This is a genomic window from Streptomyces sp. NPDC001728 (assembly GCF_040297565.1).
In the GTDB taxonomy this organism is placed as follows: Bacteria; Actinomycetota; Actinomycetes; order Streptomycetales; family Streptomycetaceae; genus Streptomyces.
In genome coordinates this window covers 225,205-241,406 of record NZ_JBEOZK010000008.1, presented here as the reverse complement: position 1 = coordinate 241,406, position 16,202 = coordinate 225,205, and the positions used below count along the sequence as shown (strand labels likewise).

Annotated in this window: 13 protein-coding genes and 1 other RNA gene; 12 read left to right on the top strand and 2 right to left on the bottom strand. The window is 71.8% G+C overall.

What is annotated here, in order from left to right; translation table 11 throughout:
- Positions 1 to 12: 12 nt before the first annotated feature.
- Both smpB and ssrA read left to right on the top strand, forming a co-directional pair.
- Positions 13 to 552 (top strand): SsrA-binding protein SmpB, encoded by a 540-nt coding sequence (gene smpB / locus ABT154_RS15320; RefSeq protein ID WP_351857243.1) that lies wholly within the window; start codon positions 13 to 15, stop codon positions 550 to 552.
- Between the two features lie 120 nt (positions 553 to 672).
- Positions 673 to 1,065, top strand: a transfer-messenger RNA (tmRNA) gene (gene ssrA, locus ABT154_RS15315).
- Between the two features lie 63 nt (positions 1,066 to 1,128).
- Here ssrA and ABT154_RS15310 read toward each other — a convergent pair.
- Positions 1,129 to 2,436, bottom strand: coding sequence for an MFS transporter (locus ABT154_RS15310; RefSeq protein WP_351857241.1), 1,308 nt, complete (start codon positions 2,434 to 2,436; stop codon positions 1,129 to 1,131).
- 83 nt (positions 2,437 to 2,519) lie between these two features.
- Between ABT154_RS15310 and ABT154_RS15305 the strand changes: the two genes are divergently transcribed.
- The 7 genes from ABT154_RS15305 (at position 2,520) to ABT154_RS15275 (ending at position 11,893) form a co-directional block, all read left to right on the top strand.
- The gene (locus ABT154_RS15305; RefSeq protein WP_351857239.1) at positions 2,520 to 3,497 is read left to right on the top strand and encodes a LysR family transcriptional regulator; all 978 of its coding nucleotides are present in this window, start codon (positions 2,520 to 2,522) and stop codon (positions 3,495 to 3,497) included.
- Positions 3,498 to 3,714: 217 nt separating this feature from the next.
- Positions 3,715 to 5,121 (top strand): nitrate/nitrite transporter, encoded by a 1,407-nt coding sequence (locus ABT154_RS15300; RefSeq protein ID WP_351857237.1) that lies wholly within the window; start codon positions 3,715 to 3,717, stop codon positions 5,119 to 5,121.
- Positions 5,122 to 5,205: 84 nt separating this feature from the next.
- The gene (locus tag ABT154_RS15295; protein WP_351857235.1) at positions 5,206 to 6,405 is read left to right on the top strand and encodes a uroporphyrinogen-III synthase; all 1,200 of its coding nucleotides are present in this window, start codon (positions 5,206 to 5,208) and stop codon (positions 6,403 to 6,405) included.
- 39 nt (positions 6,406 to 6,444) lie between these two features.
- Positions 6,445 to 6,999 (top strand): GNAT family N-acetyltransferase, encoded by a 555-nt coding sequence (locus tag ABT154_RS15290; RefSeq protein WP_351857233.1) that lies wholly within the window; start codon positions 6,445 to 6,447, stop codon positions 6,997 to 6,999.
- 63 nt (positions 7,000 to 7,062) lie between these two features.
- Positions 7,063 to 9,408, top strand: a complete 2,346-nt coding sequence (locus ABT154_RS15285) for a HelD family protein (RefSeq protein WP_317876016.1) — start codon at positions 7,063 to 7,065, stop codon at positions 9,406 to 9,408.
- 410 nt (positions 9,409 to 9,818) lie between these two features.
- Entirely contained in the window at positions 9,819 to 11,249 is a 1,431-nt protein-coding gene (locus tag ABT154_RS15280) for an NAD-dependent malic enzyme (protein ID WP_351857230.1), read from the top strand.
- A gap of 362 nt (positions 11,250 to 11,611) precedes the next feature.
- A complete protein-coding gene (locus ABT154_RS15275; RefSeq protein WP_017237029.1) occupies positions 11,612 to 11,893 on the top strand; it encodes an HU family DNA-binding protein in 282 nt (93 codons plus the stop codon).
- Between the two features lie 184 nt (positions 11,894 to 12,077).
- On the opposite strand, the gene murA is transcribed toward ABT154_RS15275, so the two are convergent.
- On the bottom strand, positions 12,078 to 13,418 hold the full coding sequence (gene murA / locus ABT154_RS15270; RefSeq protein ID WP_351857228.1) for a UDP-N-acetylglucosamine 1-carboxyvinyltransferase: 1,341 nt from the start codon (positions 13,416 to 13,418) through the stop codon (positions 12,078 to 12,080).
- A 286-nt stretch (positions 13,419 to 13,704) separates the two neighbouring features.
- Between murA and ABT154_RS15265 the strand changes: the two genes are divergently transcribed.
- The 3 genes from ABT154_RS15265 to ABT154_RS15255 all read left to right on the top strand — a co-directional run bounded on the left by ABT154_RS15265 (position 13,705) and on the right by ABT154_RS15255 (position 16,201).
- Positions 13,705 to 14,265: a YqgE/AlgH family protein gene (locus ABT154_RS15265; RefSeq protein WP_351857226.1), complete on the top strand. Its 561-nt coding sequence runs from the start codon at positions 13,705 to 13,707 to the stop codon at positions 14,263 to 14,265.
- Positions 14,266 to 14,341: 76 nt separating this feature from the next.
- Positions 14,342 to 14,626: a DUF3039 domain-containing protein gene (locus ABT154_RS15260; protein ID WP_317876012.1), complete on the top strand. Its 285-nt coding sequence runs from the start codon at positions 14,342 to 14,344 to the stop codon at positions 14,624 to 14,626.
- A 276-nt stretch (positions 14,627 to 14,902) separates the two neighbouring features.
- A complete protein-coding gene (locus tag ABT154_RS15255; RefSeq protein ID WP_351857224.1) occupies positions 14,903 to 16,201 on the top strand; it encodes an extracellular solute-binding protein in 1,299 nt (432 codons plus the stop codon).
- The last annotated feature ends 1 nt before the right edge of the window (position 16,202 follow it).

Below are 16,202 nucleotides of genomic sequence, written 5' to 3'. Positions count from 1 at the left end.
AATGAACGCACTATGGCAAAGGGACTCGTGAACGTGCAGGGCAAGCCTGCGAAGAAGAACCAGGACAAGGCGCCCGAGCGCAAGCTGATCGCGCAGAACAAGAAGGCGCGCCACGACTATCACATCGTCGACACCTACGAGTGCGGTCTGGTGCTCATGGGCACCGAGGTGAAGTCGCTGCGGATGGGCCGTGCCTCGCTGGTCGACGGCTTCGTGCAGATCGACCGCCACGAGGCGTGGCTGCACAACATCCATGTGCCCGAGTACATGCAGGGCAGCTGGACCAACCACTCGGCGAAGCGGAAGCGCAAGCTGCTGCTGCACCGCGAGGAGATCGACAAGCTGGAGGCGAAGTCGCAGGAGACGGGTCACACGATCGTGCCCCTCGCCCTGTACTTCCTGAACGGCCGGGTCAAGGTCGAGATCGCGCTCGCCAAGGGCAAGAAGGAGTTCGACAAGCGGCAGACCCTCCGCGAGCAGCAGGACACCCGGGAGACGAACCGGGCCATCGCCGCGGCCAAGCGGAGGCAGCGGGCGGCCAAGGTCGGCTAGCCGGGCGGCCGGGACCGCTCGGCGGCGCGGCAGCGGGTAATACGCTGGCGACAGCGCCCGTCGGTCACGTACGATGGGTCTCGCACCTCACAGCGGGTGCGGCTTTTGAAAACACAACATGGGGATGATCGGTTTCGACAGCGGATACCGATGCAGAGGAAGCGTGTCGAGGAAGCGGCAATGATCTCGTAAACCATATGTCGCAACCAATAATCGCCAACTCCAAGAGCGATAACTCCCGCTTCGCCCTCGCTGCCTAATTTTAGGTAACGACCAGAAGCCTCTGTGAGGAGCGTCAGCCCGGGGGTGGTCCCGACCCGGATCCTGGCGTCATTTAGGGATCTAAACCTCTCACCTCGGTCACGGGGGTGAGGGGGAAATCAAACAGTGACTGAGCCCGTCGGAGACTTGTCCGCGTGATCTCCGGGGCTGAGAAACTCGTAGCGGACTGCACACGGAGAAGCTCTGTTTCCGTACCGTTGGACGCGGGTTCGATTCCCGCCATCTCCACCGAGCGTCCGAGGGGGCCCGCCCTCCCGGACACCTCATCCCATGTGGGCAGAGGCCCGGCAGTCGTCACGACGACCGCCGGGCCTTTGTCATGCCGGGGCCGGGGCCGCCCACCCCGGTCGCCGTGCACAGGGCCAGGGCCAGCACCGCCGCGGCGGCCGGGACCAGGAAGCCGAAGGCGGCGAAGGGCGCGTGGTCGGCGGCCCAGCCGCCGGTGGCCGAGCCGATCGCGATGCCGCCGAGGAGGGCGGTCACGGCCAGCGTCATCCCCTCGTTGAGCTGGGACGGCGGGGTCAGCCGCTGGACCAGGCCCATGCCCGTCACCATCGTCGGCGCGGTCGCCATGCCCGCCACCAGGAGTCCGGCGGCCAGCGCGAGCAGCGAGCCCGTCGAGGCGGCGAGCAGCGGCACGGTCATCAGGGCGGCCATCGCGGCCAGGCACGTACGGAGCCGGGCGGTGCGGCGGGCGCGGCCGTAGAGCAGGCCCGCCGCACCGGAGCCGGCGGCCTGGAGGGCGAGCACCGGGCCGGCGACGGGGCCGTCCACGAACGCCAGGGCCACCACCTCCATGGAACCGAAGATCGCCCCGGTCGCGAGGAAGACCGTCATGAGCGGGACCATGCCGGGGACCCGCAGCGGGGAGCCGGCGGCGGTGCGCGGGGCGATCGGCGGCTCGGTGGAGTGCTGGGCGGCGAAGAGCAGGACGCCGCCGAGGAAGAGGAGGGCGCCGGTGAGGGTGCCGGCCTCCGGGAAGAGCGCCGAGCAGAGGAACGCGGCGATCACCGGGCCGAGCATGAAGCACAGCTCGTCGGCGGCCTGCTCGAAGGCGTTGGCGGTGTGCAGGGCGTCCGGATCGCCGCGCAGCAGATGCGCCCAGCGGGCCCGGGACATGCCGCCGGTGTTCGGGGCGGTGGCGGTCAGCGCGGTCGTGACGCAGAGGGCCCAGACCGGCGCCTTCTCATGGACGCAGAGCAGCAGGACGAGATGGCCGAGGACCGCGTACGCGGTGGCGGGGACCGCGATCCGGGCCTGGCCGTACCGGTCGACGAGCCGGGCGATCCAGGGGGCGGTGAGCGCTCCGGCGGCCATGCCGGTGGCGGTGACGGCGCCGGCCAGGGCGTACGAGCCGTACGCCCCCGCGATCATGATCACGGCGCTGACGCCGAACATGCCCATGGGGAGCCGGGCGATCAGATTGCCGGCGGTGAAGGCGCGGGTGCCGGGGAGGGTGAAGAGGCGGAGGTAGGGGTTGCGGGGGGTGGGTGCGATGGTGCCGGTGGGGCTCGTCGCGGTGGGGGCCGGGCGGTCGCTTTCGCGGTAGCGGGGGGCGAGGGCCGGGCCCGCCGGGGTCAGGGTGAGGTCCGGTGGCGGCATGGACCAAGGTTCGGGGGAGCGGGCCCGCCGGGTCCAACACCTGTTCGGTGGTCATTCACGCGCCTGTGTTGTTGAATGCGCCGGTGGCCCTCCCGACCGTCTCACGCGCCCCGCGCGACCTCGACCCCCGCCTCCTGCGCGCCTTCACCGCCGCCGCCGAGGAGCTGCACTTCACCCGCGCCGCCGCCCGCCTCTACGTCGCCCAGCAGGCGCTCAGCCGCGACATCCGGCGCCTGGAAAGCGAGTTGGGCGCCGAGCTGTTCGTGCGGACCACCCGGCAGGTCACCCTCACCCCCGAGGGTGAACGTCTCCTCCCGTACGCACGAAGGGTGTTGACCGCCCAAGACGAGCTGACCGAGGCCTTCGGGGCCGCGCCCCGGCCCCTGCTCGTCGACCTCAACAGCCCCGGCCTCGCCCAGGAGCACGTCCTGTCCCGGGCCCGTGAACTCGCCCCGGACCAGGAGCTGATGGCCCGCTACGAGAGTGGGCTCACCGGCGCCGCGCGGGAGATCGTCGCCGGTCGCCTCGACACCTCCTTCGGCCGGTACGGAGGGCTCGACGCGGCGCTGCGGGCGCGGCTCGAGGTGCAGTTCGTGCGGTACGAACGGATGGCCGTGATCCTCCCCGAGGACCATCCGCTCGCCGGGCTGTCCGAGGTGCCGCTCGCCGCCCTCGCCGGGGAACGGATCTACGCGGGCGCCGGGAACGACCGCACGCCCGAGTGGACCGACCTCGCCGCCCGGCTCTTCGCCGGACGCGGCATCGAGGTCGCCCCGCCCGCGCCGCTCGCGATCGGCAAGGAGGAGTTCCGCCGCATCATGGCCAAGCACCGCAACCCGGTGCTCGCCGCCGTCGACTTCCCGCCGATGCCGAACTGCGTGCTGCGCCCGCTCGTCGACCCCGTACCCCTGTCGCCGGTGAGCCTGGTGTGGCGCAAGGGGCTGCGCCACCCCGGTCTGGACGCGCTGCGGGCCGCCGCCGCGGAGATCGGTGCGGCGGCGGGGTGGCTGGAACGCCCGGCGGGCTCCTGGCTCCCGGAGGACGAGCCGGGGATCCCGTAGCGGGTGGCAGGCCCTGCCCGCCGCGGACAAGCCCTCCCGCAGACAAGTCCCCGCCGCGGACAGGCCCCCGCTCACAAGCCCCCCGCGCCCCGGGTGAGAGCAAGGTTCCGCCGCCGTCACCTCGCGGCACCGGCGCGAAACGCGGCCTCCCTAGCGTCGGTGACAGGTGGATCCGGGCTGTGGACGCCCCGGGACCCGACACCCGCGGAGGTACGGCATGGGCGGCGGCCGGTGGATCGAACGGTGGGAGCCGGAGGACGAGACCTTCTGGCGCGAGACGGGGGAGCGGACCGCACGGCGGAACCTGGTCTTCTCCGTGCTCTCCGAGCACATCGGCTTCTCGGTCTGGAGCCTGTGGTCGGTCATGGTGCTCTTCATGGGCCCGCAGTACGGCATCGACCCGGCCGGCAAGTTCTTCCTGATCGGGACCGCGACCTTCGTCGGCGCGCTGATCCGCGTCCCGTACACCTTCGCCGTCGCCCGCTTCGGCGGCCGTAACTGGACGGTGTTCAGCGCCCTGCTCCTCCTGCTGCCCACCGGGTTCGCCTTCGCGGTGACCGAGCCCGGCACCTCGTACGGCACCTTCGTCCTGGTCGCCGCCCTCACCGGCATCGGCGGCGGCAACTTCGCCTCCTCCATGACCAACATCAACGCCTTCTTCCCGCTGCGGAAGAAGGGCTGGGCGCTCGGCCTCAACGCGGGCGGCGGCAACATCGGCGTCCCCGTCGTCCAGCTCGTCGGCCTCCTCGTCATCGGCACCGCCGGGGCGATGCACCCGAGGATCGTGCTCGGCGTCTACCTCCCCCTGATCGTGGTCGCCGCCGTGTGCGCCGCGCTCTTCATGGACAACCTCGCCCCCGTCAGGAACGACACCGGAGCCGCCCAGGAGGCCGTGCGGGACCGCCACACCTGGATCATGGCCTTCCTCTACATCGGCACCTTCGGCTCCTTCATCGGCTACAGCTTCGCCTTCGGGCTCGTGCTCCAGACCCAGTTCGGCCGCACCCCGCTCCAGGCCGCCTCGCTCACCTTCATCGGCCCGCTGCTCGGCTCCCTGGTCCGCCCGGTCGGGGGCTCCCTCGCCGACCGGCACGGCGGCGCCCGCGTCACCCTGGGCACCTTCGCCGCGATGGCCGCCGCGACCGGCGTGGTGATCCAGGCCTCCGTGACCGAATCCCTCACCGTCTTCCTCGTCGGCTTCACCGGGCTCTTCGTCCTCAGTGGCCTCGGCAACGGCTCCACGTACAAGATGATCCCGGCGATCTTCCTCGCCCAAGGGCATCGGCAGGGCCTCTCGGGCGAGGCCGCCGAGGCCTACGGGCGCCGCCTCTCCGGGGCCGCCATGGGCCTCATCGGGGCGGCCGGCGCGCTCGGCGGCCTCGGCATCAACCTCGCCTTCCGCCAGTCCTTCCGGACCGCCGGCACCGGGACGGCCGCCTTCGTCGCCTTCCTGGTCTTCTACGCGGCCTGCATGACCGTCACCTGGGCGGTATACCTTCGCCGCCCCTCGGCCGTCCCCACCACCGCGCCCTCTGCCGCCCCCTCCGCCGCCCCCTCCGCCGTCCCCGGGACCGCCGGGGACGGCGGAGGGCCGGAGCCCCGTCCCGTCTCCGCGCGGGTGTGATCACCGGTGCCCGGCGCGGACCGTAACGACCAGGAAATACGGGCGAACCGAATCCGTCACGCGGTCCCGTCAGGCTCGGTCCCCATGGACGAGCAAGAACACGGCCCCCTCGCCGGCTTCACGGTCGGCGTCACCGCGGCGCGGCGCGCGGACGAACTCATCGCGCTGCTCCACCGGCGCGGCGCCGCCGTCGTCCACGGCCCCGCCCTGCGGATCGTCCCCCTGGCCGACGACACCGAACTCCTGGCCGCCACCAAGGAACTCATCGGCCACGCCCCGGACGTCGTCGTCGCCACCACGGCGATCGGCTTCCGGGGCTGGGTCGAGGCCGCCGAGGGCTGGGGGTACGGGCAGGAGCTCCTCGCCGTCCTGCGGGGCGTCGAACTCCTCGCCCGGGGGCCCAAGGTCAAGGGAGCCGTACGGGCCGCCGGGCTCACCGAGTCCTGGTCGCCCGGCTCGGAGTCCATGGCCGAGGTCCTCGACCGGCTCCTCGGCGAAGGGGTCACCGGCCGCCGGATCGCCCTCCAGCTGCACGGGGAGCCGCTGCCCGGCTTCGTGGAGGCGCTGACGGCGGCCGGGGCCGAGGTCGTCGGCGTCCCCGTCTACCGCTGGATGCCGCCCGAGGAGACCGGCCCGCTCGACCGGCTCCTCGACACGGTCCTCGCCGGGGGCGTGGACGCCGTCACCTTCACCAGCGCCCCCGCCGCCGCCTCGCTGCTCTCCCGGGCCGAGGAGAAGGAGGTACGCGGTCCGCTCGTCGACGCGCTGCGGCACGAGGTGCTCGCGGTGTGCGTGGGTCCCGTGACGGCGCTCCCGCTCCAGGCCGAGGGCATCACCACGTACCAGCCGGAGCGTTTCCGGCTCGGCCCGCTCGTCCAGCTGCTCTGCCGGGAACTGCCCGCCCGCACCCGGGTCCTGCCGGTCGCGGGCCACCGGGTGGAGGTGCGCGGCCACGCCGTCCTCGTCGACGGCGCCCCCCGGCCCGTCCCGCCCGCCGGAATGGCCCTCCTCGGACTGCTCGCCCGCCGCCCCGGCTGGGTGGTGTCCCGGGCCGACCTGCTGCGGGCACTGCCGGGCGCGGGCCGCGACGAGCACGCGGTGGAGACGGCGATGGCCCGCCTGCGGGCGGCGCTGGGCACGCCGAAGCTGATCCAGACGGTGGTCAAGCGGGGGTACCGCCTGGCGCTGGACCCGACGGCGGACGTACCCGACCCGGGGGCGGACGTACGGGAACCCACGGAGGACGCACCCGATCCCGTGGTGGGCGACCAGCACGCCGGGTAGCGCCCGGCCGGCCCGCACCGCGGTGGGTACCGTACGCGGATGACCGAACACGACGTGCGGATCCGGGCCGCCCACCCGGACGACGCCCCCGCCCTGGCTCTCGCCCTCGTCCGCAACCGCGTGTACATGAAGCCCTGGGAGCCGTACCGGCCCGAGTGGTACTACACCGCCGAGGCGCAGGCCGAGCGGCTCGTGGACGGCGGGGTGCGGTGGTTCGCGGTCTCCGGGGACCGTGTCGTCGGCGCCGCCACCCTCTCCGGGATCGCCCTCGGCCCCTTCCGCAGCGCCTCCCTCGGCTACTGGGTCGACCAGGGACACACCGGGCGCGGACTGGCCACCGCGCTCGTCGAGGAGGCCTGCCGGGCCGCCCGCGAGGAACTGGGGCTGCACCGGGTCGAAGCGGGCACCGTCCTGGACAACCACGCCTCCCAACGGGTCCTCGCCAAGAGCGGGTTCACCCGTATCGGGACCGCGCCCCGCTACCTCCACATCGACGGGGACTGGCGCGATCACCACCTCTTCCAGCGCCTCCTGCACGACGACCCGCCGCCCGGTGTTCCGGCCGCCGTTCCCCTGAACGGTGATCTCGCCTGACACGGTGCCTTCCGGTGGCGTACGCTCGACGGCTGCCCAGTGCACGTCAGAAGGGGGCCTTAGGTGGCCGCGCAGGAAGCCGTGGACACGGTCAGAGACCGTGAGATCGGTGTCGAGCAGGAACATCTGGATCACGTCTACCGCCGACTGGAGGAGAAGATCCACGAGGCGGAGTTCCTGATGAACGACGCCGCCCAGCGGGGGCAGGTCGGCACGCCCGGCGCCCTCGCCGAGCGCGACGCCCAGGTCTTCCGGGCCGGCATCCACCTCAACCGGCTCAACAACGAGTTCGAGGACTTCCTCTTCGGCCGGATCGACCTGCTGTACGGCAAGGACGGCAAGAAGGGTCCCGACGGCGCGTACACCTCGATCGAGCCCGCCGAGGACGCCGTACGCCCGGACAGCACCGCCGAGATCGGGGAGACCCTCCACATCGGCCGCATCGGGGTCCTCGACTCCGACTACGCGCCGCTGGTGATCGACTGGCGCGCGCCCGCCGCCGCGCCGTTCTACCGGTCCACGCCGGTCGACCCCGGCCGGGTCGTACGCCGCCGGGTCATCCGCTCCAAGGGCCGCCAGGTCCTCGGCGTCGAGGACGACCTGATGCGCCCCGAGCTGCGGGCCACCCTGGACGGGCGCGAGCTGCCCGTCATCGGCGACGGCGCCCTGATGGCCGCCCTCGGCCAGGCCCGCAGCCACACCATGCGGGACATCGTCTCGTCCATCCAGGCCGAGCAGGACCTCGTCATCCGGGCGCCCGCCGCGTCCGTGACGTACGTGGAGGGCGGCCCCGGCACCGGCAAGACCGCCGTCGCCCTGCACCGGGCCGCCTATCTGCTCTACCAGGACCGGCGGCGGTACGCGGGCGGCATCCTGATCGTCTCCCCGACCCCGCTCCTCGTCTCGTACACCGAGGGCGTCCTGCCCTCGCTCGGCGAGGAGGGCCAGGTCGCGATCCGCGCCGTCGGCTCGCTGGTCGACGGCGCCGAGGCCACCGCGTACGACGACCCGGCCGTCGCCCGGATCAAGGGCTCCTCCCGCATGCTCCACGTGCTGCGGAAGGCGGCCCGCGGCGCCCTGGAGACCCCGGCGCCCAGGGCCCCGCAGGCCCAGCTGGCCCTCGGGGAGGACGAGGACGAGGCCGCCGTGCCCGCCGGCACCCCCACCCGGCTGCGGGTGGTCGCCTTCGGCCGCCGCCTGGAGCTGGAGTCCGACGAACTGCGGCGCATCCGCCACAACGTCCTCGGTGGCACCGCCCCCGTCAACCTGCTCCGGCCGCGCGCCCGCCGTCTCCTTCTCGACGCGCTGTACGCCAAGTCGGGCGCGGTCGGCCGGCACAGCGACCCCGAGCTCGCCGCCGAACTGCGCTCCTCCTTCGACGAGGACGTCTCCACCGAGGACTCCTTCCTCGGCTTCCTCGACGCCTGGTGGCCCGAGCTCACCCCGCGCAAGGTGCTCGACGCGATGGCCGACGAGCGGCGGCTCGGCCGCTGGGCCCGCCGGATCCTCAATCCGGGCGAGGTGCGGCGGCTCGCCCGCTCGCTGCGCCGCAAGGAGCTGTCCGTCCACGACGTGGCCCTTCTCGACGAGCTGAACACGCTGGTCGGCGCCCCGGCCCGGCCGAAGAGGCGCCGGGAGTACGACCCGCTGGACCAGCTCACGGGCCTGGAGGAGCTGATGCCCGTACGCGAGGAGACCCAGCGCGAGCGGGCCGAGCGGCTCGCCGCCGAGCGCACCGAGTACGCGCACGTGATCGTCGACGAGGCGCAGGACCTCACGCCCATGCAGTGGCGCATGGTCGGCCGGCGCGGCCGGCACGCCACCTGGACGGTCGTCGGCGACCCGGCGCAGTCCTCCTGGTCGGACCCGGACGAGGCCGCCGAGTCCCGTGACGAGGCCCTCGGCTCCCGGCCGCGCCGCCGCTTCGAGCTGACGGTGAACTACCGCAACCCGGCGGAGATCGCCGAGCTGGCCGCCAAGGTCCTCGCGCTGGCCATGCCGGGCAAGGAGTCGCCGCGCGCGGTGCGCTCGACGGGCGTCGAACCCCGCTTCGTGGCGGTCCCCGAGAAGGGGGATCTGGCCGAAACCGTACGTTTCGAGGCGCGACAGCTGCTCGAACGGGTGGAGGGCACGGTGGGCGTCGTCGTCGCCATGAACCGGCGCAAGGAGGCGGCCCGCTGGCTCGCGGAGCTGGGCGACCGTGTGGTGGCGCTCGGCTCCCTGGAGGCGAAGGGCCTGGAGTACGACGCCACGGTGGTCGTCTCGCCGGCGGAGATCGCGGACGAGTCCCCGGCCGGCCTGCGGGTGCTCTATGTGGCCCTCACCCGGGCGACGCAGCAGCTCACGGTCGTCGCGGCGGCCGGGGACCTGCCGGACGAGGCGGGGGTCCCGGACCTGCTGAGGGACTGATCCCAGGGGCCCGATGGACTGATCGAGCGGGGCGCAAGAGGCCGAATTCCGGTCAACCTGTGGCGCTGGAATCACCAGCCAGGGTGGTTTGTTAGCCTTGTCGTGGCACCGGCTCGATCCAAGCCCCCGGGCCCAACCTTCGTCCCTTTGAGGGACCACTTGCCGCGAGGCGAGCATGGCGGGTCGGTGCCACTTAGATGTATGTACGAAGTCGAGGCCCCTGTCACCTCCGGTGACGGGGGCCTCTTCTGTTTCCCCGACACTTCTCGTATGGTGGAAACTACTTTCCGAAAACAAAATGACCGCATTACCTGCTACCGGCAGGTAGGTGCGACCATCGGAGGGCGCCGCCGGGCAACCAGCCGGGGCGGCGTAGCAACGAAGCTCAGGGAAAGCAGAGGAAGTCGGCCATGGCAACGGCGCCCAGCGTCTCGTACTCGATGACGGTCCGGCTGGAGGTTCCCGCGAGCGGGACCGCGGTCTCCCAGCTCACCACGGCGGTGGAGTCCCACGGCGGATCCGTCACCGGCCTCGACGTGACCGCCTCCGGCCACGAGAAGCTCCGCATCGACGTCACCATCGCCGCGACCTCCACCGCGCACGCCGACGAGATCGTCGAGCAGCTGCGCACCATCGAGGGCGTCGTCCTCGGCAAGGTCTCCGACCGTACGTTCCTGATGCACCTCGGCGGCAAGATCGAGATGGCGTCCAAGCACCCCATCCGCAACCGTGACGACCTCTCCATGATCTACACCCCGGGCGTCGCCCGCGTGTGCATGGCGATCGCCGAGAACCCCGAGGACGCCCGCCGCCTCACCATCAAGCGCAACTCCGTCGCGGTCGTCACCGACGGCTCCGCCGTCCTCGGCCTCGGCAACATCGGCCCGATGGCCTCGCTGCCCGTCATGGAGGGCAAGGCCGCCCTCTTCAAGCGCTTCGCCGGCATCGACGCCTGGCCGATCTGCCTGGACACCCAGGACACCGACGAGATCGTGGCGATCGTCAAGGCCATCGCCCCGGGCTTCGCGGGCATCAACCTGGAGGACATCTCGGCGCCGCGCTGCTTCGAGATCGAGGCCCGGCTGCGCGAGGCCCTCGACATCCCCGTCTTCCACGACGACCAGCACGGCACCGCGATCGTCGTCCTCGCCGCCCTCACCAACGCGCTGCGTGTGGTGAACAAGAGCGTCGGTGACGTACGGGTCGTCATGTCCGGTGCCGGCGCCGCCGGTACGGCCATCCTCAAGCTCCTGCTGGCCGCGGGCGTCAAGCACGCCGTCGTCGCCGACATCCAGGGCGTCGTCCACGCGGGCCGGGAGGACCTGGTGGACGCCCAGGCCGACTCGCCGCTGCGCTGGATCGCCGACAACACCAACCCGGAGGGCGTCACCGGCACCCTCAAGCAGGCCGTGGTCGGCGCGGACGTGTTCATCGGCGTCTCCGCCCCGAACCTGCTCGGCGCGGCGGACGTCGCCGCCATGGCGGAGGGCGCGATCGTGTTCGCGCTCGCGAACCCCGATCCGGAGGTCGACCCGGCCGCCGCGCGCCAGACGGCCGCGGTCGTCGCCACCGGCCGCTCGGACTTCCCGAACCAGATCAACAACGTGCTGGTCTTCCCGGGTGTCTTCCGCGGGCTCCTCGACGCCCAGTCCCGTACGGTCAACACCGAGATGATGCTGGCCGCCGCCACGGCCCTCGCCGACGTCGTCTCCGAGGACGAGCTGAACCCGAACTACATCATCCCGTCGGTCTTCAACGACAAGGTCGCGGGCGCGGTCGCCGGAGCGGTCCGCAACGCGGCGAAGTCCGCGGCCGGCGGCACGGCGACGTCCGGGCTCTGACCGAGGGCGCCACAGCGGGCACCGCGGCGGGCGCCGACGGCGCCCGCTGACGGCGCGTCGCGATTCGCGGAGCCGTAAACCCGCCTTTAGGGTGGCTTTTCGGCTCCGCTTGGTTTTCGTGGAGTCGACAGAACGTCACCACCACGGGGCTCTGGCGCTTTTCGTGTGACCCGAGGGGGTGCCGGATTGGCGTTCCCGCCGCTGGTGGGGGCAGGATGCGTGTTTGGGCGCGAGGGTCTGTCATTAGACCCGGGTCCGGGGACTGTCCGAAGGCCCTGGCAGCATCGGCTTCGCTGTACCCAATCACGCGGCTTCCGCCGCGTGGCACGCCTCACAGGCAAGAAGAACACGGGAGTAACAACATGAACCGCAGTGAGCTGGTGGCCGCCCTGGCCGACCGTGCCGAGGTGACCCGCAAGGACGCCGACGCCGTGCTGGCCGCTCTCGCCGAGACCGTCGGTGAGGTCGTCGCCAAGGGCGACGAGAAGGTCACCATCCCCGGCTTCCTGACCTTCGAGCGCACCCACCGTGCCGCTCGCACCGCTCGTAACCCGCAGACCGGCGACCCGATCAACATCCCGGCCGGCTACAGCGTGAAGGTCTCCGCGGGCTCGAAGCTCAAGGAAGCCGCCAAGGGCAAGTAAGGCCACGAGGGCGCGTAAGCGGCCTGGAGGCGCCGAAAGGGCGGCCACCCTGTCAGGGGGTGGCCGCCCTTTCGTATGGGCTTGTACGGGCCTGTGCGGGGCTTCTACGGGCCCGCGGGGGCCGCTTGTACGGGTCCGTGGGGGCCGGTGGCGCCTTACAGGGCCCCGAAGGGCCCCGTACGGACTACACCAGCGCGCTGCCCGGGAGCTCGACCTTGGCGCCCAGCTCGACCAGCTTCTCCATGAAGTTCTCGTAGCCGCGGTTGATCAGGTCGATGCCGTGCACCCGGGAGGTGCCCTGGGCCGCGAGCGCCGCGATCAGGTACGAGAAGCCGCCGCGCAGGTCCGGGATGACCAGGTCGGCGCCCTGAAGCTTCGTCGGGCCGGACACGACCGCCGAGTGCAGGAAGTTGCGCTGGCCGAAGCGGCAGTCGGAGCCGCCCAGGCACTCGGCGTACAGCTGGATGTGCGCACCCATCTGGTTGAGCGCGGAGGTGAAGCCGAGCCGGGACTCGTACACCGTCTCGTGGACGATGGAGAGGCCGGAGGCCTGCGTCAGGGCCACCACCAGCGGCTGCTGCCAGTCCGTCTGGAAGCCGGGGTGCACGTCCGTCTCCAGGGCGATCGCGTTGAGCGAGCCGCCCGGGTGCCAGAAGCGGATGCCCTCGTCGTCGATCTCGAAGGCGCCGCCGACCCGGCGGAAGGTGTTGAGGAAGGTCATCATCGAGCGCTGCTGGGCGCCGCGCACGTAGATGTCGCCCTCGGTCGCCAGCGCCGCGGACGCCCAGGAGGCCGCCTCCAGGCGGTCCGGGAGCGCCCGGTGGGTGTAGCCGTCGAGGCGGTCGACACCGGTGATCCGGATGGTCCGGTCGGTGTCCATGGAGATGATCGCGCCCATCTTCTGCAGTACGCAGATGAGGTCCTCGATCTCGGGCTCCACGGCGGCGTTCGACAGCTCGGTGACGCCCTCGGCGAGCACCGCCGTGAGCAGCACCTGCTCGGTCGAGCCGACCGAGGGGTACGGCAGCCGGATCTTGCAGCCGCGAAGGCGCTGGGGGGCCTCCAGGTACTGCCCGCCCTCCCGCTTCTCGATGGTGGCGCCGAACCGGCGCAGCACGTCGAAGTGGAAGTCGATGGGCCGGCCGCCGATGTCGCAGCCGCCCAGGCCCGGGATGAAGGCGTGGCCGAGGCGGTGCAGCAGCGGGCCGCAGAAGAGGATCGGGATGCGGGACGAGCCGGCGTGGGCATCGATGTCGGCGACGTTCGCGGACTCGACGTGCGTCGGGTCGAGGAGGAGTTCACCGGGCTCCTCGCCCGGACGGACCGTCACCCCGTGCAGCTGGAGCAGCCCGCGGACCACCCGGACGTCACGGATGTCGGGCACATTGCGCAGCCGGCTTGGGCCGCTGCCGAGCAGGGCGGCGACCATCGCCTTGGGCACGAGGTTCTTCGCGCCGCGGACGCGGATCTCGCCCTCCAGCGGGGTTCCGCCGTGGACAAGCAGGACATCGTCTGTGCCGGTCATGAATCTCGCGTTCCGGTGGGGTCGGTCGGGTGGCCAGAGAAAAGGGTAAAGGTCCATGAGACCCCGATCGGGTGCCCCGGGGGGTCTGTCAGATGTAATGAATTCGGCACAACACCCTCTGTTCCCGTGATCTTGCGGAGCGTCACCGTCCGCTTGGGTCGGTCCGTCAGGGCCGGACGGCCGCCCGCGCCCCCCTGATCTGCGAAGGCCGTCGACTTCCCGCCGCCGCGCCGCCGTCGTGCCCGACAGCCCACGCGAACGCCGAAGATGCGAGATCATGTGTCGCATGACCGAGGTGTCCTCGCTCACAGGACGGCTGCTTGTCGCCACCCCCGCGCTGGCGGACCCGAATTTCGACCGCGCGGTGGTACTGCTGCTCGACCACGACGACGAGGGCTCGCTCGGCGTGGTCCTCAACCGGCCGACGCCCGTGACCGTCGGCGACATCCTCGCGCCCTGGGCCGGACTCGCCGGCGAACCCGGCGTCGTCTTCCAGGGCGGCCCCGTCTCCCTCGACGCCGCCCTCGGCGTCGCCGTGATCCCCGGCGACGAGGGCCCGCTCGGCTGGCGGCGGGTGTACGGGGCGATCGGACTCGTCGACCTGGAGACCCCGCCCGAACTGCTCGGACCCGCCCTCGGCTCGCTGCGGATCTTCGCCGGGTACGCGGGCTGGGGCCCCGGCCAGCTGGAGTCCGAGCTCGGCGACGGAGCCTGGTACGTGGTCGAGTCGGAGCCCGGCGACGTCTCCTCGCCCCGCCCCGAGAGCCTCTGGCGGCAGGTCCTCCGGCGGCAACGCGGCGAACTCGCGATGATCGCGACCTACCCCGACGACCCGTCCCTCAACTGAGGGCGGCCCGCCCCCCGGTCCGGGGTCGCCGCCTTCGGTCAACCCGGGGCCCCGGCTTTCAGTACCCTTGGCGGTTATGAGCACTCTCGAGCCCGAGCGCGGGGCAGGTACGGGAACCCTCGTCGAGCCGACGCCGCAGGTGTCCCACGGTGACGGCGACCACGAGCGCTACGCCCATTACGTCCAGAAGGACAAGATCATGGCGAGCGCCCTCGAAGGCACGCCCGTCGTGGCGCTGTGCGGAAAGGTCTGGGTGCCGGGGCGCGACCCCAAGAAGTACCCGGTCTGTCCGATGTGCAAGGAGATCTACGACTCCATGGGCGCCGGCGGCGACAAGGACAAGGGCGGCAAGGACAAGTAAGCGGTCCTGGCGTCGGGGTAGTCGGTGACGGCCCCCGCCGTGCGTGCTTCGGCATGCGCGGCGGGGGCCGTTCCTTTTCCGGTTCCGCCCCTCCGGTTCCGCCTCCCGTTCGCCGTCCGGTTCCGTTGCACGGGGTGCTTCCGGCGGTCACGGAGTGGTTGAAGTGGTCGAGACCTCTTGTCGGGCCGCCGGAGGCACGCCTAACCTCACGCGTGTTGTGCAGCACGAAACGCTCGTTGCGCATGTTGCAACACATGCTCGGAGGGGAACCGTTTCATGAAGCTTTCCGTTTGCCTCACCGCCGCCGCACTCCTGCTGGCCGGCCTCACCGCCACCGCCTGCGCGCCCCAGACGTCCGACGGCAGGGCCACGACGGACGAGAAGACCGGCACCCTGCGCGTCTGGCTCTTCCAGGAGGTGAGCAACAAGCCCAAGGAACAGGTCGTCGACCGGGCCGTCGCCGCCTTCGAGAAGAGCCACCGGGGCGCGAAGGTCGAGATCGAGTACATCCCCGTCGAGACCCGCGCCCAGCGCGTCAAGGCCGCCTTCAACGACCCCGGGTCCGCCCCCGACCTCATCGAGTACGGCAACACCGACACCGCCGGATACGTCAAGGACGGCGGACTCGCCGACATCAGCGCCGAGTTCACCGCCTGGGACGAGGCGAAGGACACCGACCCCACCGCCAGGCAGTCCGTCACCGTCGGCGGCAAGGTCTACGGCGCCCCGCTCTTCGTCGGCGTCCGCGCCCTCTACTACCGCACCGACGTGTTCAGGGAACTCGGCCTCACCGCACCCGAGAGCCAGGCCGAACTGGTCACCACCGCCAAGAAGATCCGCAAGGCGAAGCCCGAGCTGTACGGCCTCGCCGTCGGCGGCGCCTACACCTACGGCGCCATGCCCTTCGTCTGGGCCGCCGGCGGCGAACTCGCCACCGCGAACGGCGACTCGTACAAGGCCGCCGTCAACAGCGAGGCCGCCCTCAAGGGCATCGGCACGTACACCTCGCTCTTCGGCGACGACAACTGCCCCGCCGCCAAGTGCGCCCAGATGGGCGGCAACGCCACCGTCACCGCCTTCGCCTCCGGCAAGGCCGCCATGGCCATCGGCGGCGACTTCAGCCACGCCGCCGTCGAAGCCGGCACCGTCAAGGGCAGGTACGCGGTCGTCCCGCTGCCCGGCACCACCCCCGGATCCATCGCCCCCGCCTTCGCGGGCGGCAACAACATCGGCGTCCTCAGGAGCACCTCGCACCGCGGCCTCGCCGTCGACCTCCTCAAGTCCCTCACCGGCAAGGAGACCCAGGGCGAGCTCTTCGACGCCATGGGCTTCCTGCCCACGTACACCGACGTCCGGGCCGCCGCCGCCCGGCGCCAGCCCTTCGTGAAGCCCTTCATCGACACCCTCGGCGCCGGCACCAAATTCGTCCCCGCTTCCCCCGGCTGGGGCCAGATCGACGCCTCCCTCGTGCTGCCCACGATGTTCCAGGAGGTCGTCAGCGGCCGTAAGGACGTCAAGGCGGCGGCCGACGACGCCGCGAAGAAGATGGACGCGGCCTTCGCCCCGGCGGGCTGAG

What these genes read in the sequence shown, in the direction of transcription:
- smpB (WP_351857243.1), top strand. Translation starts at nt 13, where the DNA reads ATGGCAAAGGGACTCGTGAACGTGCAGGGCAAGCCTGCGAAGAAGAAC.
- ABT154_RS15310 (WP_351857241.1), bottom strand. Translation starts at nt 2,436, where the DNA reads ATGCCGCCACCGGACCTCACCCTGACCCCGGCGGGCCCGGCCCTCGCC.
- ABT154_RS15300 (WP_351857237.1), top strand. Translation starts at nt 3,715, where the DNA reads ATGGGCGGCGGCCGGTGGATCGAACGGTGGGAGCCGGAGGACGAGACC.
- ABT154_RS15295 (WP_351857235.1), top strand. Translation starts at nt 5,206, where the DNA reads ATGGACGAGCAAGAACACGGCCCCCTCGCCGGCTTCACGGTCGGCGTC.
- ABT154_RS15290 (WP_351857233.1), top strand. Translation starts at nt 6,445, where the DNA reads ATGACCGAACACGACGTGCGGATCCGGGCCGCCCACCCGGACGACGCC.
- ABT154_RS15280 (WP_351857230.1), top strand. Translation starts at nt 9,819, where the DNA reads ATGGCAACGGCGCCCAGCGTCTCGTACTCGATGACGGTCCGGCTGGAG.
- ABT154_RS15275 (WP_017237029.1), top strand. Translation starts at nt 11,612, where the DNA reads ATGAACCGCAGTGAGCTGGTGGCCGCCCTGGCCGACCGTGCCGAGGTG.
- murA (WP_351857228.1), bottom strand. Translation starts at nt 13,418, where the DNA reads ATGACCGGCACAGACGATGTCCTGCTTGTCCACGGCGGAACCCCGCTG.
- ABT154_RS15265 (WP_351857226.1), top strand. Translation starts at nt 13,705, where the DNA reads ATGACCGAGGTGTCCTCGCTCACAGGACGGCTGCTTGTCGCCACCCCC.
- ABT154_RS15260 (WP_317876012.1), top strand. Translation starts at nt 14,342, where the DNA reads ATGAGCACTCTCGAGCCCGAGCGCGGGGCAGGTACGGGAACCCTCGTC.
- ABT154_RS15255 (WP_351857224.1), top strand. Translation starts at nt 14,903, where the DNA reads ATGAAGCTTTCCGTTTGCCTCACCGCCGCCGCACTCCTGCTGGCCGGC.